General features: G+C 48.1%; 23 protein-coding genes. 13 read left to right on the forward strand and 10 right to left on the reverse strand.

The annotated features are described in order from the left end of the window. Positions 1–193: 193 nt before the first annotated feature. A complete protein-coding gene (locus tag Q0Z69_RS14055) occupies positions 194–481 on the reverse strand; it encodes a hypothetical protein (RefSeq protein ID WP_298034892.1) in 288 nt (95 codons plus the stop codon). A 127-nt stretch (positions 482–608) separates the two neighbouring features. On the opposite strand from Q0Z69_RS14055, the gene Q0Z69_RS14060 reads away from it, so the two are divergent. Both Q0Z69_RS14060 and Q0Z69_RS14065 read left to right on the forward strand, forming a co-directional pair. Further along, entirely contained in the window at positions 609–1,043 is a 435-nt protein-coding gene (locus tag Q0Z69_RS14060) for a hypothetical protein (RefSeq protein ID WP_298034895.1), read from the forward strand. A gap of 86 nt (positions 1,044–1,129) precedes the next feature. Beyond that, positions 1,130–1,456 carry a sigma 54-interacting transcriptional regulator gene (locus tag Q0Z69_RS14065; RefSeq protein ID WP_298034945.1) on the forward strand — a complete coding sequence of 109 codons (327 nt, stop codon included), beginning with the start codon at positions 1,130–1,132 and terminating at the stop codon, positions 1,454–1,456. Between the two features lie 225 nt (positions 1,457–1,681). On the opposite strand, the gene Q0Z69_RS14070 is transcribed toward Q0Z69_RS14065, so the two are convergent. From Q0Z69_RS14070 to Q0Z69_RS14105, 8 genes are all read right to left on the reverse strand, one after another. Continuing rightward, complete coding sequence (locus tag Q0Z69_RS14070; protein WP_298034898.1) at positions 1,682–2,383, reverse strand: RraA family protein; 702 nt, start codon at positions 2,381–2,383, stop codon at positions 1,682–1,684. 137 nt (positions 2,384–2,520) lie between these two features. Then, positions 2,521–3,285: an HpcH/HpaI aldolase/citrate lyase family protein gene (locus tag Q0Z69_RS14075; RefSeq protein WP_298034899.1), complete on the reverse strand. Its 765-nt coding sequence runs from the start codon at positions 3,283–3,285 to the stop codon at positions 2,521–2,523. A 52-nt stretch (positions 3,286–3,337) separates the two neighbouring features. Then, entirely contained in the window at positions 3,338–4,234 is an 897-nt protein-coding gene (locus Q0Z69_RS14080) for a sugar phosphate isomerase/epimerase (protein WP_298034901.1), read from the reverse strand. Between the two features lie 13 nt (positions 4,235–4,247). Further along, positions 4,248–4,943, reverse strand: coding sequence for an RraA family protein (locus Q0Z69_RS14085; protein WP_298034903.1), 696 nt, complete (start codon positions 4,941–4,943; stop codon positions 4,248–4,250). A 60-nt stretch (positions 4,944–5,003) separates the two neighbouring features. Then, positions 5,004–5,789, reverse strand: a complete 786-nt coding sequence (locus Q0Z69_RS14090; protein WP_298034905.1) for a LamB/YcsF family protein — start codon at positions 5,787–5,789, stop codon at positions 5,004–5,006. Positions 5,790–5,821: 32 nt separating this feature from the next. Beyond that, positions 5,822–6,592, reverse strand: a complete 771-nt coding sequence (locus Q0Z69_RS14095) for an allophanate hydrolase subunit 1 (RefSeq protein ID WP_298034907.1) — start codon at positions 6,590–6,592, stop codon at positions 5,822–5,824. A 19-nt stretch (positions 6,593–6,611) separates the two neighbouring features. After that, positions 6,612–7,628: a biotin-dependent carboxyltransferase family protein gene (locus tag Q0Z69_RS14100; protein ID WP_298034910.1), complete on the reverse strand. Its 1,017-nt coding sequence runs from the start codon at positions 7,626–7,628 to the stop codon at positions 6,612–6,614. Positions 7,629–7,680: 52 nt separating this feature from the next. Then, positions 7,681–8,877, reverse strand: a complete 1,197-nt coding sequence (locus tag Q0Z69_RS14105; RefSeq protein WP_298034913.1) for a pyridoxal phosphate-dependent aminotransferase — start codon at positions 8,875–8,877, stop codon at positions 7,681–7,683. Between the two features lie 429 nt (positions 8,878–9,306). On the opposite strand from Q0Z69_RS14105, the gene Q0Z69_RS14110 reads away from it, so the two are divergent. Then, positions 9,307–10,215 (forward strand): LysR family transcriptional regulator, encoded by a 909-nt coding sequence (locus tag Q0Z69_RS14110; protein ID WP_298034914.1) that lies wholly within the window; start codon positions 9,307–9,309, stop codon positions 10,213–10,215. Positions 10,216–10,415: 200 nt separating this feature from the next. Here Q0Z69_RS14110 and Q0Z69_RS14115 read toward each other — a convergent pair whose 3' ends face one another. Then, positions 10,416–11,273, reverse strand: coding sequence for an MBL fold metallo-hydrolase (locus Q0Z69_RS14115; protein WP_298034917.1), 858 nt, complete (start codon positions 11,271–11,273; stop codon positions 10,416–10,418). A gap of 772 nt (positions 11,274–12,045) precedes the next feature. On the opposite strand from Q0Z69_RS14115, the gene Q0Z69_RS14120 reads away from it, so the two are divergent. The 10 genes from Q0Z69_RS14120 to Q0Z69_RS14165 all read left to right on the forward strand — a co-directional run. Beyond that, positions 12,046–13,914, forward strand: coding sequence for a TRAP transporter fused permease subunit (locus Q0Z69_RS14120; protein WP_298034920.1), 1,869 nt, complete (start codon positions 12,046–12,048; stop codon positions 13,912–13,914). Between the two features lie 66 nt (positions 13,915–13,980). After that, on the forward strand, positions 13,981–15,030 hold the full coding sequence (locus Q0Z69_RS14125) for a TAXI family TRAP transporter solute-binding subunit (protein ID WP_298034923.1): 1,050 nt from the start codon (positions 13,981–13,983) through the stop codon (positions 15,028–15,030). 67 nt (positions 15,031–15,097) lie between these two features. Beyond that, complete coding sequence (locus Q0Z69_RS14130) at positions 15,098–16,162, forward strand: AbrB family transcriptional regulator (RefSeq protein WP_298034925.1); 1,065 nt, start codon at positions 15,098–15,100, stop codon at positions 16,160–16,162. Between the two features lie 81 nt (positions 16,163–16,243). Next, on the forward strand, positions 16,244–17,143 hold the full coding sequence (locus Q0Z69_RS14135; RefSeq protein WP_298034927.1) for a sugar phosphate isomerase/epimerase: 900 nt from the start codon (positions 16,244–16,246) through the stop codon (positions 17,141–17,143). Positions 17,144–17,162: 19 nt separating this feature from the next. Then, positions 17,163–18,128: a D-2-hydroxyacid dehydrogenase gene (locus tag Q0Z69_RS14140; protein WP_298034930.1), complete on the forward strand. Its 966-nt coding sequence runs from the start codon at positions 17,163–17,165 to the stop codon at positions 18,126–18,128. Between the two features lie 51 nt (positions 18,129–18,179). Further along, entirely contained in the window at positions 18,180–18,983 is an 804-nt protein-coding gene (locus Q0Z69_RS14145) for a sugar phosphate isomerase/epimerase (RefSeq protein ID WP_298034933.1), read from the forward strand. Between the two features lie 260 nt (positions 18,984–19,243). Beyond that, on the forward strand, positions 19,244–20,596 hold the full coding sequence (gene gdhA / locus Q0Z69_RS14150) for an NADP-specific glutamate dehydrogenase (protein ID WP_298034936.1): 1,353 nt from the start codon (positions 19,244–19,246) through the stop codon (positions 20,594–20,596). A 62-nt stretch (positions 20,597–20,658) separates the two neighbouring features. Beyond that, positions 20,659–20,922: an OadG family protein gene (locus tag Q0Z69_RS14155; RefSeq protein ID WP_298034939.1), complete on the forward strand. Its 264-nt coding sequence runs from the start codon at positions 20,659–20,661 to the stop codon at positions 20,920–20,922. A gap of 20 nt (positions 20,923–20,942) precedes the next feature. Continuing rightward, complete coding sequence (locus Q0Z69_RS14160) at positions 20,943–21,281, forward strand: acetyl-CoA carboxylase biotin carboxyl carrier protein subunit (RefSeq protein WP_298034940.1); 339 nt, start codon at positions 20,943–20,945, stop codon at positions 21,279–21,281. 13 nt (positions 21,282–21,294) lie between these two features. Continuing rightward, positions 21,295–21,716: sodium ion-translocating decarboxylase subunit beta (locus tag Q0Z69_RS14165; RefSeq protein ID WP_298034943.1), on the forward strand; the 422-nt coding region annotated here is incomplete at its 3' end.

Genomic DNA, 21,716 nt, shown 5'->3' on the forward strand with positions numbered 1-21,716 from the left:
ACTCAACTTTAACCGATGAGGCTTTATCCTTCATCCTTTTTTATTCAACTGTCTAATATGTATTGTAATCCTACAGTGACGGAAATCTCCCTTTTACCTTTGGTGTTGCTGCCGCCCTATTTTCCAAATTTTCTGTAAAAGTGACCAAATGGGCAGTCATCCTCAATAGATCACTGCCCTATAAACTGGAATTTCAGTTTATCCATCTTTCAAATCCGGGACTTTCTTCCACTGCTTGGATTGCATCGGAAAGATGTTCATAATACCCGGTACCTGCACAAATATTATCTGTTTTAATCATATCCTCTAACCATATACGATAACATTCCATTTCTCGATCATTGCATATTTCGGGAGCATCCTCATAGTCTCCAGTACCAGGAAGGAAAGTGCTTGTGCAAAGGAACAAACGATATTGTCTGGGGCCATAACGACATAAGCCAATTTTAATAATTGTATCGCCTAAATCTTTTATATCCATGGTACCATCCTTACAAACCGGAATTTGCTGCTCTTATCATATCACAATCAATTTTGAATTGCGATCTGTATTTGGTGAAATTGCCGGGTTATATTTCAGCAACACTTAAAGTAATAGGGAGACGGAAATGCCTGAAACATCTATTGTTATAATGGCGCAGGCAAACTATGACGGAGCTGTGCGGCAACTAAATCTAGTAACAAAAGCTACCAAAGATACAGAAAACCAACTGTTAAAAGCTATTGCAAAAGCGGACGGTTCAAATGGGCTTCCAGGAATTGTTGGTACAATTGCGGGAACTGGGCTTGCAAATTTGGCGGGAAATGCGGCACTTGAAGCCTCAAAAACAATGGTTTCAAGTTCACTCGGAAGTAGTTGGGGCAATATCGTTTCTCCCGGTATCTCTACGGCAGTCACTGGCGCGGCGATGGGATCTAGGCCCAGCGGGAAACCGATAAGATCTCCTTTGCCACGCTGTTCAAGGACGCCGGGATCGCCGGCAAGTACCTTTCCGACCTGGTGGAAATGGCCAACAACACGCCGTTCCTATACGGCGATCTGACGCCGGAGCATATCAAGCAGACCTGGAGGTCAAGGGCGCTCACATCGATTCCCGGGAGGGCGCCAATACTCTGTCAGACATTATTGATGCGAATTGGCGATGGCAAAATCATTCCGATTAATGTCCGAGTCATCTGCGCTACCAATAAGGCTCTCCTTCGCTGCATTGAAAACGGGACATTCCGAGCAGATCTATATTATCGTATTAACGTATTGAACGTGGCATTGCCTCCCCTGCGAAAACGCACAGCGGATATTTGCCCACTATTTGAATACCATTTGCACTTGGTTTCACCAAAACTAGAGAATAAATTCAGATACGCAGGATTGAAGGGAGTAATTGATTTCTTCGCCGGTTTCTTTGTCCTTGCTCTTTTTTGGGGAAATATCGATAAAGTCGTAGTGGCATATTGATTTTCGATCGAAGAGAAAACTCATCATGACCCATGTTCTGTATTTCACTAAGATTCATGATTGCTCCGTTTATAATGCAATATGAGGATGCAAACTCTGGAACAAGCCTTACTTCATCGGCCTTTCTCAAAATCCGACTATACAGGGCAGCAGGCAGAGAACGGCCCTACCTAATCCGAACAACAGCCAAAGATTTGTTCAAATTGGGTAGGGTCGTTCTAGTAATCATTTGCGTTTCATGGCAGCGGCGATCTCTTCCGGCGTCGAAGCCGTGCGAATGGCTGCTTGAATCTTGTCCTCGTTCTCTTGCAATATCCGGGCATTTTTGATGATATCGTCCAGCTTGTTTGCAGGAAATTTTACTGCTCCATTTTCATCCATATGAACAAGCTCTCCCGGGCAGACATCCATGCCGCAGATATTGACAGGCACGTTGACTGCCTGTATGGAGAAATTTCCGTGACTGGGGGAAACACCAGTGAACATACATTGTATGCCCAGTGGGCGGATCTCCTCCAGGTCTCGGGAGGGACCGTCTGTCAAAATACCACAGACTCCCATCTGCTTATACGCAGTAAGCATATTTCCACCTAACAGGCCATTCTTTTTTTTGATGTTTTCCGGAAAATTTTGCTTAATCGCCAGCACAACAGGTCCCGGGGTCGCTTCGATCGCTTTCAGGATATCCACAAAACCAAGCCGGTTAAACGTATCGGGCATACCATATACGGCTGTAACAACATGTCCTACCCTCCGCCCATGTTCCGGGAACATGCAATGCAGTGTCTCATCCGTATACCAGTCTGTTTCCCAAGGATTATACAAGCCCAGGCACGTCTCTTGTCCCGGAAACGTACCGATTACATTTGTAACAGTCGGTGTATCGAATTCCAGAATCTCTTTCAGCAATTTGGCTTCATCAAGCATAATACACTCCATTCTGCTGGATACCAGCACAATAAAATAAGCAGGCCCGTCAAGCTCTGATCCTCCAGAGTTTGACACACGGGTATCGGCCAGAAAAACCTCCCTGCAAAGCTGCGGGAGGTTTTTCTGGAAAATGGTCAGCTCAGCTTCTCGTCTGTATATTTGCGCACGTTTTTAAAGCCTTCCAGCAAAAAGTCTGTATCGAACTTTTGGATATTCAGACCCAGCCGGCTCACAAACTTATCGCACATGGCAGGGCCAGCATGTAAGGCAAACAGCTTGCCGTTGGCCTCACAGGCATCGGCGACCCTGGAGATCGCATCCAACTCGATTGGATTGTTGACATCGCCGGGGATCCCCAGAGAAATGGAGAGATCATTGGGACCTACCAGCAAGATATCCACGCCGTCCACCGCTGCGATCTCATATGCGTTTTCAACGCCTAACTTTGTCTCAATCTGCGCGATGACCACGGTTTGGGCATTAGCTTTTTCCATCATCTCAATATGTTTGACGCCCCGGTACCCGGTATTTGCCGTAAACGCGGCAAAGCCCCGAGCGCCTTTAGGAGGATATTTGCAATATTTGACAATCTCCTCTGCCTGTTGTGCAGTTTCAACCATGGGGACCTGAATGCCCTCTAATCCAGCTTCCAGCATCTCCGCAATATACTCCTCGCGCAAACACGGAACGCGGGCCATCACAGCAATTCCCAGTGCGTTTGCAGTCAAGGAAATGTCATGGATCGTCTCCAGACTGTAATTGGAGTGTTCACAGTCAAACATCAGAAAATCCATTCCAGCTTGATCTGCCAAATATGCAATTGCTGGATTGCGCACAATGCGGAGCATCGTGCCGGTTACTTTTTTGCCCGCAGCAATTTTATCCTTTAAACCAACCATAAGAAATACTCCCTACATATTTTTACTTCCACTCTTCATAAACCCGCCCAAATCAGTCTTTCAAAAGACTCCAGGCCCTTTGCAGCGTCCGTTTTGCATTTGAAAGAACAATTTCAGGATCCTCGTCTGCCTGTGGCCGCACTTCAAAGGTCAATGGATATGGATGTTCCTCACAGAAAAATCCCTCTTCACGAAGCAGTGACAAAAACTCTGCTAATTCAGCGACATCATTTACACTGTGTGGAAAACCAAAATGCGGATGTAAGTCACCATAGGCGGGCAGCCCAGGCTCCACAACGATATTTCCCATATGAAAATGCGTCAGATATGAACGCAGCGTACGCAGGATGAACCGCGCGTTTTCTCTTGTGGCAGGAAAATGGCTTAGATCTGCCATCAAGCCAAAATTTGAAACCTGTTCCCTCATTCGCGCTGCAAATGCGGCGGCCAAAGGTGCCGGGCCAAGCAGCGAGCATTTGTCAAGGTCGTAGTCAAAAAGCTCCAACTCCACCTGTATTCCCAGAGCCGCGGCCTGGCGGCAGACAGCCGAAACTGTCTTTTCGAGCTGAATAAGCCCCTTCTCCTCTTGTCCAACGGAGAATCTGCCCGCCAAAAATGTAAAGTGCGCCGCGCTGAGGACACTTGCCTCCTCTAGAGCCTCCAGGAGAGCAGTCTCAGCTTCTTTACGTCTCTCTTCGTCAAGATCATTTGGGTTCATTTTCTTCGCTAAAACGACCCAATGCGCCGAATAACTGGCAGATAAATGCCCCTGCGCCAAAAAGCGGCGGATATGGGGGATATCATCACTGCAGGAGATGTGTTCGAATTCAATAAAATCGAAAAAATCATCAGCCGCAAGCTTCTTGATAATATCAGCGGGCTTTACAAGGGGAAAGCTGACTGCTGAAATCGTCCCGATGCGAAAATATTTCTGGATCCTCTCCTGCATGGCAACTGTTCAATTATTCCAGAATGCCCTTTGAACGCAGGTAATCGTTCAGGCCGGGTCTGAGGATCTCGCCGCGCGCAATACCAGCGATACGCGCTTCGTCAGCCATCCGCTTCTTGTCAGCGCCAGCCATGGTCTCCTCAATGTCCTCCTTAGGCACGCATACAACGCCATTTTCGTCACCGAAAATCAAATCACCAGGATTCACAACGATATTGCCGCATGAGATGGGGAAATTAACCTCGCCGGGGCCATCCTTGTGTCCTGCGCCGCACACTGTACCGCGCGCAAATACGGGCAGGCCCATGTTCTTGATGGTTTCAATATCCCGAACGCAGCCATCCACGATCAAACCCGCAACGCCCAATTTGATCATGATACTAACCATGATGTCTCCACAGACGGCATAGCCATAGCCTCTTTGGGTCTCAACAACCAGCACATCGCCGGGCTTAACATAGTCAAAAGCCTTATGCAGAGCCAGATTATCGGCGGAGCAGCATTTGACCGTAACTGCAGGACCGGCCATCTTAGGCGCGCAGAACAACTGGTGAATTCCCATGTCCATGGTATACAGCTTATTCATGCCGTCAGACAGGTAGGGCGTGCTGTATTCCTCTTCCATCAGCTTCTTTGCCCACTTGGGATCAGGCCGTTCAATCTCGGGGCGGAAGCGGAAACCCATTCTTCCAAAATAATCTTTTGCCATTGTAATAACCTCCTGAATGTCAAAATTGTTGTTTGGTTTAATGAAAGAAACCTGCTTGTGTCACTGTTCCTCAGGCATATCTGCGCAATAGCAAATTCCAATGCCCTCGGCCTCCAGAGAATCGCGGAGCTTTTTGGCAAACAGAAGAGCCTTTGTCTGGTCGCCATGGATCAGGACCCTCTTAGGAGGTGCGATCTCAATGTCCTTGCCGGTAACAGCATACACACGGCGCTCCTTGACGGCGCGGATGACTCGTTCCAATGCATAGTTTTCATCTTCGATCATAGCCTTAGGCGTGCCGCGTGGAACCAGCGATAGGTCCTCCTCATAGTTCCGATCAATGTGGAACAGGTTGGAAATAATGCCCATGCCATACTCCCGGGCATATTTGACCATACACGAACTCTCCCGGGGAGCGGCAATCAAAAGAGACGGATCAAAGTCGTGTGCCGCCTTAACAATGGCGTGGGCGACCTTATCGTCCTTGTGGGAAAGATTTCCCAATGCACCGTGGCCGTTGACGTGGCGGATCTTTGTGTTGTGCACACGAGTGAATGCCTCCAAAGCCCCCAACTGGTACAAAGTAAAATTGTATATTTCGTCGAATGAAAGGTCCATTTTACGGCGGCCAAAGCCCTGCAGATCGGGATAACCCACATGTGCGCCGATCACCACACCCTTTTCAACACACATCTCAACAGTTTTATCCATGACCATCGGGTCGCCGGCATGAAAACCGCATGCCAGATTTGCAGAGGAAATGATGTCGAGGATCGCAGCAGTATCCCCTAACTTATAGTTGCCAAAACTCTCGCCAAGATCAGAATTGATGTCGATATAACGCATAAGTACTCGCATCCTTTCTTATGTAATTTGATTTAGGAGCATTTGTTAAAAGGCAATTCACTGAGATCTTTGTGGATGATCTCACGCTCATAGCGGTTATTCAAAAACTCATGCTCAATATGCTCAAATTCATCCGCCTCAATAGAGCGGAATTTCACCCACTGTCCAGGCGTAACCAAAAATGGGTCATCAGGCCGCTTCGGATTATAGCATGCGGCTGGTGCACGCCCGATCATGTGCCAACCGGATTGAGAATGGAATGGGCTGATCGTTGTATGTGTAGACCAAATTTGTATACTGCTGGCGTAAGGCTTAGGGACGGGGACAGATTTGCGTGGAATTGTAAAACTTCCAGTCGGACTGCTCAGATATACAGTGCCAGGAGCAACCCCCATCATAAATGCATAATGATAGCGGTTGGTATGGATACGAATCACATCTTCTTCAGAAATGTGTTCATACTCAGCTACGGATTTGACCTCTGTTTTTGGATCTTTGTAATAAATGGGGACCACTACCACCTCATTGGACGGCTTGATCGAACTCCAATCCACCTGCTTCATCAATTCTTTCAACGCTTCGCATAGCTTTTGATAGTTGATTGCCAAGGGATCATAGTGAATCATTTCAGAACGATACGTTGGAACTGTTTCAACAATACCGGCAATACGGTGCTCTTTTAACGCTAAATCCAATGCCCGAACCATCAAGTTCGTCTCAATATCCGCAGTTTCACCAAACTGGACGGCAATTGCACTGTCGCCGCAACATAAAATCTTTACGCGCTCTTCAATCAAATTCATATCTTCTCCCACAACACTCTCAGGCCATTTCCTGAATGGCAATATGATAGACGCTCTGATTGATCTTCACACGGTATTCCGTCGGCTTCGCTTCTTTTATCCTGGATTCCAAATTCTCAAGATAAGCCGCCTCATCAGCAAGCAACCGCTGCGCTTCTTCAATAGAGACCTTTTTAAAGCGTAGGCGGGAACCCGCTATTGCCTGGCCAACTTTGGGGATATCCACGGAGATCACATTACCGATCTTCGCATATCCGCCTGTGCTTTGCCGCTCGCTCAGAAGAATGATCGGCTGTTCGCTGGGCGGCACCTGGATCGCGCCCTTTGCAATACCGTCGGAAACAATACTGCCCTTTTTTATCAATTCAACATTGGGGCCCTCCAGCCGATATCCCTGACGGTTGCAGAGATTTGAAACTTTATAGCCGTCCTTACCAAAGAAATTGGCAATTCCCTCCTCAGTGAACAAATCATCCTGAGGCCCTAAAAGCACTCTGATCTCTATATCCTTGCTCTCTATCGTTTCAGGCGCAATTGAGCGGGCGGCCATCTGCGGAAGCGAAGCACTGGGAGCCCGGAAACCGATCATGTCCCCTTTCCGAAGCGCGTGATCGATCGGGCCGATATTGATCCGGACCCACGTGGAACGGCTATCATACATCGGTTCGATATCCAAGCCGCCTGCAAAAGCGATGTATGCACGGCAGCCTGTTTTTCGAGCGCCGAAATGGACGTGCTGTCCTTTTTTGACGGAAATCGCACAATACATGGGAATCGGCGTGCCATCCAGCATTGGAGAGATGTCCGCTCCTGTAATAGCGATCACCTCATCCGTCATAAACGTCATGTCGGGTCCAGTCAAGGTCACTTCCAGTCCCGCTTCATTCATCTTATTGCCAACCAAAATATTGGCAACCCGAAGAGAATGCATATCCATCGCGCCAGAGGGACACATACCGCTCCATTGATAGCCAAAGCGTCCTTCATCCTGAACACTGGTCTGTGCTCCCGGAATATTTACAAAAAAACCATCCATGTTTTCATACCTTCAGCAAACTTTGCAGTACAGTATCATATTTTTCTAAAATTTATTGCAGTTTGGCCAGTGCGTCCTCAATGCGGTCAAATGCCGTTTTCAAGTCTTCCATAGACGTGGCATAGGCAAAGCGAACTTTCCCAGGAAGATTATAGGCTTCACCAGGAACAGACGCCACCAGCTGCGTTACCAAAAGATACTCGCACAGATCAACCGCGTTATTGATTTTCCACTCCTGGTAGCTCTTTCCAAAATAGGCCTTCACATCAACCAAAACATAAAATGCGCCCTTGGGTTCAGGACAGGAAAGCCCTGGGATCTTGCTCACACGCTCAAAAACATAATTTTTGCGGTTGCAGAATTCTTTTACCATGGCGGCAAGATCATCCTGAGGTCCGGTGATCGCGGTGAGCGCAGCCTTCTGAGAGATTGAGCAGTTTGAAGAAGTGACCTGGCTCTGGAACGACATGACGCCTTTGATGATATCTTTGCGGGCTTCCACATAGCCAATGCGCCAACCCGTCATTGCGTAAGACTTGGAAAAGCCATTGATCGTGACCGTTCGATCAGCAATTTCCTTAGAAATAGAGGCCACACTAAAATGCTCGTTCCCGTCATAAACCAGCTTTTCATAAATTTCATCAGCAACAATGAAAAAGTCATGCGCAACAGCCAAAGCGCCAAGTTCCGCTAAAGTTTCTTTGGAGTAAACGACACCGGTGGGATTGTTCGGCGTGCAGATGATAATAGCTCTGGTCTTGGGCGTGATAGCCTTCTTGATTTCTTCCATATCAAGGTCAAAATCACTCTTGCAAGGTACCAGGACCGGCGTCGCTCCGGAGAGCTTGACCATCTCGGTATAGCTAACCCAGCAGGGAACGGGAATAATGACCTCATCGCCAGCATCGCAAAGAACCATCAAGCTGCTGTAAACAGCCTGCTTAGCTCCCACGCATACACAAATGTTATCCGGAGTGCATTCGATGTTGTTTTCTGTCTGAAGCTTATTGGCAATCGCTTCACGCAGTTCGAAAATACCGTTTCCGGGAGTGTACTTGGTAAATCCGTCGGCGATTGCTTTGATGCCGCCGACTTTCACATAGTTGGGGGTATCAAAATCAGGCTCACCGACGCTTAAAGAGATAATATTTTTTCCTTGCCGTTTAAGCTCAGAGACCCGGACCTGTAAAGCAGACGTTGGGGAACCGCTGAATCGACTCATCCTTTTAGAGAGCTCTGTTGTTGCCATGAACACTCCTCCTGTACTTCAAAATTTTCCAAATTCAGATCAATATGCAGCAATTACTGTTCACATCTTATATCAAAGAAAATTCAAATTCAAACAATCATTCAAGATATATAATATTGGAAAAGTTAATATTTCTCATCATATTAATCATTTGGAGCGTTATTTTATCCCGCCAGAGAAGCAGAGACTTGCCCCCACTTTGAAGCTGACGCACAGCAGGGCTGGCACTTTCATCATTTTTTCTGGCGGGATGTCAAAATGTTGTCCCTTTTTTCTGGGAAATTATATCTCTTGAAACCAAAACATATTGTTGCTATAATACAAAATATGTGTTGCATAAGAGAACACACATGAAAGCAAATGCTGCGGGCTCTCCATTATAATTCAGCAACTACGCAAAGCCCATTATTAGAAAGAGAGGGGTTCCTGTTGAGATATTCCGATGTTGAAACCTTTCTTGCAGTTGTGACGCAAAAAAGCGTATCCAAGGCAGCAAATTCTTTATTTGTGGCACAATCTACCGTAAGCCAAAGAATTCAGAAACTGGAATATGAGCTTGGAGGCCCCCTATTGATCCGTAAGCAAGGGATCAATGGTGTAGCATTAACGCCAAAGGGAGAACAATTTCTTTCTGTCGCCGAAAAACTGCTCAATTTATGGCGAGAAACCGATATCATGGTAAAAGAGGAGCCAACCATTCCCCTGGCTATCGGTTGTATAGAAAGCTTGGCAATCGGCACATTCCCTCCCCTGTTTGAAGATATTATAAATGCAGATAAAAATATCCAGCTAAGCATCATTTGCAGAAATTCAGATATTTTATATAACATGGTTGACCAGCGTCAGTTGGATGTCGCATTTTCAGTACGTTCGCTGAATCTTCCGCGCATATGCTGCAGGCCCGTTTTCCGTGAGCAGATGTATCTTGTTTGCCAAACGGGCATGATCACCGCAAGCGGTCCTGTAGACGTCTCTACTTTGGATATCCGAAATGAGGTCTTTTTTTCCTGGAGTCCAGAATTCCGGGCCTGGCACAACAGCCTATGGGGGGCGGGTATCAGGCCTTCCATAACTGTGGACACTACCTCTCTGCTGCTCCGTTTCATGACAGACCAGAGATACTGGACAGTATGTCCAGTATCCATTGCAGATTATCTGCGCAAGGCCTACCGCATTGAACTGCATGAGATTCAAAGCCCTCCGCCAGAGCGCATTACCTATCTCATCACCCACAATGAACCAATGGAAGAACGAAAAAAATCGCTTGCAATATTCAATCAATGCTTCTGCAAATTCCAGGAAGAATGCGGCGCTCCAATTTTGGAAAGGCCGTTATAAAAAGGGATAGCTGCCTTTTACAGTATTTCTTAAACAGGTTCAGGGCAGGCTGTTTTACATTAGGGCAAGAATTTGAAAGAACAGAAAAAAAGCAGCAAGGGGGCTCGCTCCCCCTTGCTGCTTTTTTCTGTGACTGCTTTAAAATAAACCTATCAAAAAATTTTTGTCCGCCGCGTCTCTGCGTTTATCTGCCCAGCCCTTTAAAGCTGATCCTTCCCTGTCCGCTCTTCCTCCAACATCTGAAAATAGCGCTGCTCGGCGTGTACAATAAAGCGTTCCCACTCTGCGGGATCAATGAAGGGATTCCTGCCATCAGGGTTTTCCGCCATTTTTTTATATTTCTCCACGGTCTGATTCTGACTCGTATGATTCCCCAGAGTTATAGTGACAGGTTCATGGCGCACCTTTTCCAGGCTGGCAATATAGTGCTTCCGATATTCAGGCACTCGGTATTCCTCAATAAAGTCACAGCACAAGGTATTTAGTCCAATGCCGCCATACAGCCCGGCCACCTGTGTCTTTCCATCCTCCTCCAGTTCAACAAAATATGCCATGGTGCCCATTGTGTGGCCGGGTGTCGAAACAGCACGTATCCTGGTACCGCCCAACTCAATAATATCGCCGTCCTGCAGCTCCACATCCGGTTTGAAAAGCGGCACGGCGGTATAGTGCCCATTCTGCACCAGTGCCAGCTCTGGCCGTTCCCGGAACATGCGCGCATCCTTCGCACCTAAAAAAGTCTTGGCGCCTGAAATGGATGCTAAAAATTTCGTAGCGCCGAAGTGATCAAAATGTCCATGGGTATGCAGAATATATCGGATGTTACGCGGATCAAAGCCCGCTTCCCAAATCGCCTGCACCAGCAAGGCCCTTGTCGTAGGATATGTGGTATCGATCAGAATCAGGCCCTTGCCTGTCTCCAGCAGGTGGGCGCCCACATTTTGATTTCCCACAAACCACAGATTCCCGAAAATACGGAAGGGCTTCATATAATAAGCTTCGGGGTGTCGGAAAAAGTGCGCATATTTTTTAGGTGCAAACGCATATTTCGAAGCCATTGATAACGCTCCTCTCCAAATTAGTGTCCAATCACGGAAGTAGATCAAAGCTCCAATATCATATGACAAAATCGTATCATGCAGATACTCCGTTTACAAGAGAGCAGAAATTTGATTATCAAATCAATAAAATCGCAAAAAGCAATATGTCTATTTTTACAGGGAGAACGATATTTCCCAAAACATATCCGCATTTTTTTGAATTTTTTGTTCTGTTAATCGATTCTATATGTAAGAAATATTTACTTTACTTCACTGTATACAAGCCAAACGCGTGTGAGCAAAAAAACTCCACCGAGGACGATTCTTGTACAAGCAGTTGTATATTTAGCCCCTCCGCTTTCACAAATTGTACAAATATTTCTTTATCAAATATATAATATTTGGTTTTTTTGTTTGCAAAAGTGATAAAACAGAGATTAAGATAATAATCAAGATTCATGCAGATATGCAGCAATTCTTAAAAAGATGTTCGTAATCTTCGTAATTTCTGATGCAATAACATCTCTGATTTATGAAGCGCAACACACTTAACTTATAAGTTCAGGTTCCTAATCTTTTTCAGCAAGGAGGGATGACACACCACAAATACGCTCCCAGCGCACCAACTATTTCTGATATGCATAGAGGCTGCAGCAAACGCTCAAAGCGACCGCTGAGACAATGCGCTGACTCGCTCACTGATATCAAACTTACTTGTGGATTGCGCACAATTAATTCATTCACTTTTGTTTGTGCTGGAGAACCTTTTCCGGCAAGAAATGGAGCTTTTATGGAAAAGATTTTGAAGAGATTAGAACTTGCTCTATGTATCGTATTTGTAGTTTTTCAACTATATACAGCCTACTTTGGTAATCTGTTTGGTATTGCGCAAAAGGCCGTGCACCTGGGGCTCATGATTTCCATTATCGCCGTCGGCTTGTTTGCAGAGGACAGAAAAAAGAAATTTGGTAAGCTTTTCTGCGTATTTGACCTATTGATGCTGCTGTTCGGCTTTGTAGTGGTGTTCTACCTCAGTTCTATCGCAAGGACCCTGGCAGTGGACACAACGACATTTACAGCAGCCATGAAGGTCGTTGGCATCATTATGATCGTCGTTCTGATGGTCTGCTGTTGGCGCAAGGTCGGCCCGGTCATGTCCATCGTCGTCGCATTCTTTGTTTTCTATGCCTTCTTTGGAAAACTCTTCCCCGCTCTGCTTTCCCATGGCGGCATGAAAGTCAACCGGTTCGTACATTTGATTGCTTTTACCTCAGAGGGTATTTTTGGCACACCACTTACCGCGTCTGCCACATTTATTGCCACATTCATCATCTTAGGATCTCTCTTTTCCGTCACAGGTGTCGGCTCCTATATGTGTGAACTGGCAAACGCATTGTTGGGCGGCTTTCGAGGCGGTCCTGCCAAGGTTGCAGTCGTATCTTCCGCACTGTTTGGATCGATTTCCGGTTCCGCAGTTGCCAACGTGGTCGGCACCGGCACATTTACGATCCCTCTGATGAAGCGGGTCGGTTATGACGGTGAATTCGCGGGGGCTGTCGAAGCAACTTCTTCTACCGGCGGTTCTATTATGCCGCCAGTTATGGGCGCTTCGGCTTTCCTGATGGCGGAATTTGTAGGTGTAAAATATTGGGATGTCGTTGTTGCGGCCTTTATACCAGCGGTCCTCTATTATCTTGCCATCCTATTCCAAGTCGATCTCCGTGCTCTTCGCACTGGTCTGAAGTCTGTTGACCGCTCTGAGTTGCCGCCGCTGCGTGAGACCCTGAAGGGTATCTGGAAACTCAGCCCCATGGTGCTGTTGGTCCTGTTGATTGGCCCAATAGGTGCCACCGTGCAGCGCGCCGGTATTTTGACCGTCACCTATACGATCCTGCTGAGTTTCGTAAGCAAGGAAACACGATTCACCAAGGAACGCATCTTGGCATTTGTCAATGACGCAGCTCACGGCTGCTGCACCGTTGCCATTGCCACTGCGGCTGCCGGTATCATCATCGGTACTGTTACTGGGACCGGTCTGGGCGTCAGGCTCTCCTCCGTGCTTGTAAAGCTGGCCGGCGGAAATTTCACAGTGCTGCTGCTCTTGACCATGCTGGCCTCCGTCATTTTGGGCATGGGCTTGCCTGCTTCCGCATGTTACCTGCTGTTGGCCAGTCTGGTTGCGCCGACAATCTTTAAACTGGGTGCCCCTATCATGGCCGCACATCTATTCGTGCTCTACTTCGGCATCATTTCCAATGTTACACCGCCTGTCGCTATGGCTGCTTACGCTGCTGCCGGCATCGCCAACTGCAATCCGAGCAAATGCGGCATGCAAGCATTTAAACTGGCAGCTGGTGGCTTTATACTTCCGTTCTTCTTTGTTTTCAACGATGTTCTTCTGATGAATGGCACACCCTTGGAGATCATCGTAGCTACCATTGGCGCAATTGTGGGCATCTATTGTCTGGCCTGTGCGCTGGAGGGCTATATCTGGACAGCTCCCCTCAATGGTTTTGGTCGGATCCTTTCTGCTATTGCCGCCCTGTGCCTAATCAGTCCCAGCTTCTTGACAGACGTTTTCGGCATTCTTCTGCTTATCGTGATCCATACATTCTATATCAACAGATTTAAACGACAGCAAGCACACGCGCTTTCTTAAAGGCCAGGGGTTCCGCTTTTTATAAGCGGCCTGCAAAATAAACACACAAAAAAGGAGAGAAAAGAAATGAGAAAACTGAGTTCCCGCTTCCTGGCAATGTCTCTTGCATTGGTGATGCTCTTGGCATTTTGTGCCAGCTGCAGCAGCGATAAGAGCACTACCACACCCCCTTCTGCCCCCGCTGACTCTGAGAAGGAAACCTCTGAAAACGCCCCTACCCGCACTCCTATTGACATCCACTGGGCCGCTGGCAGCTCTTCCGGCGCTTGCTATATCACCGGTACTGTTATGGGCGGCGTCCTCAGTGAACTGTACGACGGCTATACCGTAACGCCTGAAGTGACGACTGGCGGCGTTGAAAATGCCAAGATGCTGGTAGCTGGTGATGCGCAGTTTATCTCTGTTCAGGGCGATGACGCAATCTCCGTCAATAACAATACCAGAGGTTGGGTAGACGTTCCTGAAGCAACTGATATCCTGCGGTATGTCGGCTGCGCAAATGGTACAAAGATGAACCTGATCGCTCCCCTCGACGATGATTCCATCAACAGCTTCGAAGACGTAAAGGGCAAGCGCGTTGGTATACTGGCCGGCAGCACCTACAACTATGGTTGGGCTTACTTGCTAGAGGCCTACGGAATGTCCGAGAGCGATTTCGCTTCTGTTGAGGTTATGTCCCGCCCCGATCTGTGCAACGCCATTCAGGACGGTTCCATTGATTTCATTTTTGATATCACTCCTGATAACCAGCCTGCTCACCAGGAAGCTGCGTTTGCCATCGGCGGATACAAGCTTTTAAGCATCCCAGACGATGTGCGTGATAAACTGAAGGAACTGAATCCTGCCTATCAGGACGTCGTTATTGAAGCCGATTGCTATAATGGCAATGATGAAGCCCAGACCTGCGGCCTGTACAACATCTGGTGCACCTCTAAGGATGCTGACTATCAGATGATCTACGATATTCTGACCTGCTTCTATGATAATGCCGAGACATTTAAGGCCGCTCATCCTCTGGCCGGCAATGCCTCTGACGAAGAAGTCCTGAACAACCAAGTAGTTCCTTGGCATCCTGCTGCTGAACAATTCTATAAGGATCGCGGCATTCTCAAATAATATATTTTTCAAGTATCTGCCACTGGGAAGCCACCAGTGGCAGATACCTCATTTATAGGGGCATTTTATGATAAATCTGCTTTTCACAATAGCAATTGGAGCTATTAGCGGATACTTTTTCTTTCATAAAAAGCTGCCGGCAGGCATCATGATCGGTGCCATCATTGGGACCGCGGCTTTCAATATTGCCACTGGAATGGCCCGTGTTCCCGATGCGATCCGCTTTTTCTCCCAGGCTGTGAGTGGTGCCGCAATCGGATTTGGGTTCAGCCGGGATGACTTGGCGAGATTACCGGCTTTGATGAAACCGCTGGGGCTGTTGCTCAGCGGTCTAATTACGGTAAACCTCACCGTGGGGCTTTTGATCTATCGTTTTTCTTCGCTGGACATCGTCACCTCACTGATCTGCTGTCTGCCGGGCGCTTTAAACTCGGCACCGATCATCGCGGCAGAGATGGGTGGAGATATGACCCAGGTGGCACTCCTGCAGTTTGTCCGCATGAGTTTAAGCATCATTGCTTTTCCGCTCCTGCTCAGTTTCATGCAAGATGATCCCCATCATATTCCAAATCACTCGTTCAGTTCAAAAATCGTTAAGCCAAATGACTCCCCGGCAAAAAAGCAGGATGCGGGAGGCATATGGACTTGCTTATTCATGCTGGCAGCAGCAATATCCGGCAGTCTATTGGGAAAATGGATCGGCATCCCTGGCGGAACCATTGTCGGTTCCATGCTTCTAACGATGCTTTGTAAGCTTTGTATGCCAAAGCTTGTTCTGCCGCTCAGCATCAAACGAAGCGCTCAAGTCCTGGCTGGTTCCTATATTGGCGGCCATATTTCCAAGCAGGACCTCATCTCTCTCCCCGGGCTGCTGATCCCCATCCTGCTGATCGTGTCCGGCTACTTTATATACTGGATATTACTTGGCAAGGCCATGCAGAGACTTTTTGGATTCGAAAAGAAAGCCGCCTTTTTATCCGTCATTCCCGCCGGAGGCGGTGACATGGCACTCATCGCTGCCGACCTAGGTGTTGAAAACACAGATCTCCTGGTCATGCAGGTGTTCCGCATGGTCGTTGTAACCGGTATTTTCCCTCAGATCTTGGCATTCATTTCAAAATGGATGCCTTAACCAAACCGTTAAGCGTATATTCTCAGCGCAGCTTTACGATCTCCCTCATGAAAAATAGTCGCTAAGAAAGGTAAAGGCACAATGAAAGAATCAATTTATAAATATTTTCAAGTAGGCACACTTCAATGGATGAGCTATCCAGCGGATAAGCGGGACTTTGCGGAATCGATCAGGGAAATGGCCTGCGATGACTTTTTTAATGCCATAGAGCTGAGTCATACGCCAAAAGGAGACCTCGAGCAGGTCCGCCATATGCTCCAGCAGTCTCATATGAAAATCTGCTTTGCCACGCAGCCCATGCTGCTGAAAGACAAGCTGAATCCCAATGATCTCAATGAGACCGCCAGGCAGCAGGCAGAAAATTTGATTCTGCAGGCAATCGACGAAGCGGAATATCTCGGTGCCGCCGGAATCTCATTTATGTCTGGAAAGTGGGAGCCTCAAACAAAGGGCCAAGCTTATGCACAGCTGCTCAAAACCACCAAGGCTGTTTGCAATTACGCCGCATCGAAAAACATGTTGGTGGAATTGGAAGTCTTTGATTACGACATGGACAAAGCATGTTTGATCGGTCCCGCACCTTTGGCTGCCCATTTTGCTGCGGATGTATGCATGGAATGCCACAATTTTGGCCTGCTGGTGGATTTGAGCCATTTTCCCACAACATACGAAACTTCGCAGTTTGTTATTCGAACATTGCGCCCTTATATTACGCATTTTCACATCGGTAACGCCGTCGTCAAAAAAGGCTGCACAGCTTATGGCGACCTGCATCCCCGTTTCGGATTTCCCGACAGCGCAAATGACGTTGCCGAATTGTTAGACTTCTTCCGTGTTTTAAAACAAGAAGGATTTTTTAATGCGGAAAAGCCCTATGTTCTGTCCACAGAGGTAAAGCCTTGGGCGGATGAGGATTGCGACATCATTTTGGCAAACAGCAAGCGCGTTATTAAGCGCGCTTGGGCACTGCTGGAAGACTGAGCAGGAAGGGAGAGAAACTATGAAGATCGTTGTATTGGATGGCTATACGGAGAACCCCGGCGATTTGAGCTGGGAGGGCCTTGAAAAGTTGGGAGAGCTGACGGTTTACGACCGCACCAGCCTGACAGATGAAAACGAAGCCATTGCCCGCATCGGAGATGCCGAAATCGTGCTGACCAATAAAACTCCCATTACAAAAAGGGTCATCGACGCTTGTCCGAACATGAAGTTTATCGCCATGCTGGCTACTGGCTATAATGTAGTCGATGTCGCTTACGCAAAAGAACAAGGGATCCCGGTATCCAATGTGCCTGTCTATGGCACATATTCCGTCAGCCAGTTTGCCATCGCGCTGCTGCTGGAGATCTGCCATCATATCGGACATCATAGTCAAACTGTTTTCGAGGGAAAATGGGAGCATTGTCAGGATTGGTGCTACTGGGACTACCCGCTTATCGAATTGGATGGAAAGACAATGGGCTTGATCGGCCTGGGCAACATTGGCCGTCATACTGCTCAAATCGCCGGAGCGCTCGGTATGCGTGTCATTGCGTATGACGCGTGGCAGAATGATGCCGGCCGCAAGGTGGCAGAATATGTGGAATTGGATACACTGTTTGCTGAGTCTGATGTGATCGTTGTCCATATGCCGCTGCTGCCCTTTAATACGGGCCTCATCAACAAGGAAAATATCGCGAAAATGAAAGACGGCGTCATTTTTATCAACAACAGCCGTGGACAAATCGTGATTGAAAAAGACCTTGCCGATGCATTGAACTCTGGAAAGGTTGCCGCTGCCGGCCTGGATGTGGTTTCCACTGAGCCGATCCGTGGAGATAATCCCCTGCTGAAAGCGAAAAACTGTATCATCACCCCGCATATGTCCTGGGGAGCAAAGGAAAGCCGGCAGCGCATCATGGACTGCACTATTGCAAACATGCAGGCATATATCAAGGGTGCGCCGATCAATGTTGTAAACCCGTAATATTTTCAAACAGGTTGATGCGCTTTACACAAACATATAAGGAGACAGAAAATGCGTATTGGATGCTGCATACCAATTTCCAAATACGAGCAAGTAGTAAAAGACGGGTATGATTATGTGGAATTTCCCGGATATGAAGTGGAGGCTTTAACTGAACCAGAGCTTGCTGTTCTAACAAAAAAAATCAAAGAATCGGGCATTGGCTGCGACCGTTTAAATGCATATAGTTTAGGCAAGCCGGCAATTGTGGGAGGATCTGCATCCCCGGAAGAAACTCAAAAGTATGCCGAGAGTCTCATAAAGAAAGCGTCTATGCTGCATGTAAAAAGCATAGGGATCGGTTCTCCGCTGGCACGTCGATTGCCGCAGGGTTTTGATCGCGCTTTGGCAGATCGGCAGTGTGAAATGTTTTTACATATCACCGGCAAAATTGCAGCCGCTTACGGAATCAACATTTTACTGGAAGCCGTACAAAAAGAGATGTGCAGCTATATGAACTATACTTCAGAAGCTCTGTCGATGGTCAAAAAAGTCTCCATGGATAATGTGCAGTTGGTAGTGGATCTTTATCATATGGAAACGATGCATGAAAGCTGGGAGGATCTAAAAACGTATATTCCCTGGGTACAACATCTGCATGTGAGCACCGTTGGGGAGGGGATCTGCCGGGGACTATACGGCACGCGTGATGAAGCATATTGCAGGAGAACATTTCAAGCGATCGCAGCCAGCGGTTATGACGGCAGTGTGAGTATTGAACCAGATCATGCGGCCCTTACTCCGGAAGCGACAAAAACCGCCCTGTCACTTATGCGGTCTGCGTGTGAATACGCACTGCATCAAAAGCTTGATTGAATCCTTCGCATGGACCAGCAGGGTACCTTCCCGCGCTCATGTAAATACGTCCATCCGGCCAATGGTTCCATTTTTACACAATTTACCATCTATAGATCTCTGCCATTTGCAGTAACTCTAAATTATCAAAAAACGTGGTATTTCTATTTCAATATTACTATTATTCAAGTCTGATATGACATGATAAGATATTTATGCAGGCAGAAATATCAAAGATCGTATGAAATCCAACACACTATCAAACAGGAGGAATCGCAACAATGAATGCTTATCTGGAAAGTGTTATCAAACATGTTCAGGAGAAATATGCAACTGAACCCGAATTCGTCCAGACTGTGGAGGAAGTGCTCTCTTCCCTGGAGCCTGTGATCTCTCTCCATCCCGAGTATGAAAAAGCCGACCTGCTAAGCCGCATGGTAGAACCCGAGCGGATGTTTACATTCCGTGTCTGCTGGGAAGCCGATGATGGCACCTGGCACACCAATACCGGTTGGCGCTGCCAATTCAACGGCGCTATCGGTCCCTATAAAGGCGGCCTGCGCTTCCAAAAGAATGTTTATCCCGGCATCATGAAATTCCTTGGCTTTGAACAGGTCTTTAAAAACTCCCTCACAGGGCTGCCTATCGGCGGCGGCAAAGGCGGCTCCGATTTCGACCCCGCTGGCAAGTCCGACGCAGAGATTATGCGCTTCTGCCAGAGCTTCATGCAGGCACTGTACCGCTACATCGGCCCCGATGTGGACGTGCCTGCCGGCGATATGGGTGTCGGTGCCCGGGAGATCGGCTATCTATACGGTGAATACCGCCGTTTGAAAGGCGCATTTGAAAATGGTGTGATCACCGGCAAAGGCTTTAGCTATGGTGGTTCTCTTGTTCGTCCCGAGGCCACCGGATACGGCGCAGTCTATTATCTGGAAAATGTGCTGAAGCACTTCGGTGAGGATATCAAGGGTAAGACCATTGCCTGCGCAGGCTTCGGCAACGTGACCTGGGGCATCTGTAAAAAAGCAGCCCAGCTGGGTGCCAAGGTAGTCACCTTATCTGGACCTGACGGATATATTTATGATCCCAACGGTGTTACCACAGAGAAGAAAATCGACTATCTGCTGGAAATGCGTGCCTCTGGCCGCAACCGTGTGCAGGATTATGCTGACAATTTCCCTGGTGTTGAGTTCTTCCCCGGAGAGAAGCCCTGGAATGTGAAAGTGGATATCTGTATGCCCTCTGCTATGCAGAACGACGTGCATCTGGAGCAGGCCAAGCAGATCGCAGCCAACGGCATAAAGTACTATATCGAGGTCGCCAATATGCCCACCACCAATGACGCTCTGAAGTTCCTGATGGAACAGCCCGGCATCGTTGTGGCCCCCTCCAAGGCCGTTAACGCCGGCGGCGTGGCGACCTCCGCACTGGAAATGGCCCAGAACAGTGAACGTCTTGTTTGGACTGAGGAAGAGGTGGACAAGCAGCTGCACCAGATCATGAACACCATTTACCAGATGAGTGTGGACGCTGCTGAGACATATGGCCTTGGCTACAACCTGGTAGCCGGTGCCAATATTGCAGGCTTCCAGCGTGTGGCCGACGCCATGATGGCACAAGGCATTTTCTAACACAGCAGGCTGTCTGCCGCAAAACTTACATCCAGCAAATTTCTTGATAGGAGCCCTCTCTAATGGAATATTCAAATCTTTTTGTCTGCCTAATGGGAATGGGGGTCGTTTTTGGGGGACTGATTTGTCTGATCTTCTTAACATATGGAATAGGTCTCTTATGCAATATGCGTGCAAAAAAAGCGGTTTCCCCACAAACTGGTGCTAAAGACACTGCGTCAGCGTCTTGTTCGCAGGAACTGGTCGCCGCGATTTCCGCTGTCATTGCAGAAGAGACAGGTATTTCGCTGTCAAACATCCGCATTTCTTCCCTGAAAACCATTTGATTAGAAAGGTTCAGACAATCATGAAAAAATATAAAGTCACTGTCAACAATGTCAGCTATGAAGTGGAGTTGGAGACCATCTCCACTTCATACTCCACAACAATTCCCGCTGCCGCACCCATCCCCGCGGCGGCCGCTCCGGCCGGCGGCGAGCAGGTGTCCGCTCCCATGCCCGGCACTATCCTGGCCGTCAACGTGGCCCAGGGACAGGCTGTGAAGAAGGGCGACGTGCTGATGATCCTGGAGGCCATGAAGATGGAAAACGAGATCATGTGCCCCTGCGACGGCACCGTCGTCTCCGTGAACACCTCCAAGGGCGCCGCAGTGGAATCCGGAACCCTGCTGTGCGTCATCCAGTAATGGAGGGCGTACGATGGAAGCTATCCTGAATTTTGTCAACGATACAGGCTTTACCCTGCTTTTGCAGGACGGCGGGTGGAAAAACCTCATCATGCTCTGTATCGCCTGTTTCCTGCTGTATCTCGGTATCGGCAAGAAGTTTGAGCCGCTGCTGATGGTCACCATCGCCTTTGGCATGCTGATGACCAATCTGCCCGGCGCCAATATGTTCCACGAGATCTTCTTCGCCGGCGGCCATGTCCACTGGGATCTGATCGGCGGCGGTCCCATCACCCAGGCCTTCCTGGACGAAATGGCCGGTCTGGGCGTTTCAGAGGCGGTATTGGCTTCTGTAACTGTGGGGGAAAGCATTTCTGTGGGCCTCATCGACATCCTGTATCTGGGCGTGAAGCTGGGCATCTATCCCTGCCTGATCTTCATGGGCGTGGGCGCCAT

Source organism: uncultured Dysosmobacter sp. (assembly GCF_947631165.1).
In the GTDB taxonomy this organism is placed as follows: domain Bacteria; phylum Bacillota; class Clostridia; order Oscillospirales; family Oscillospiraceae; genus Oscillibacter.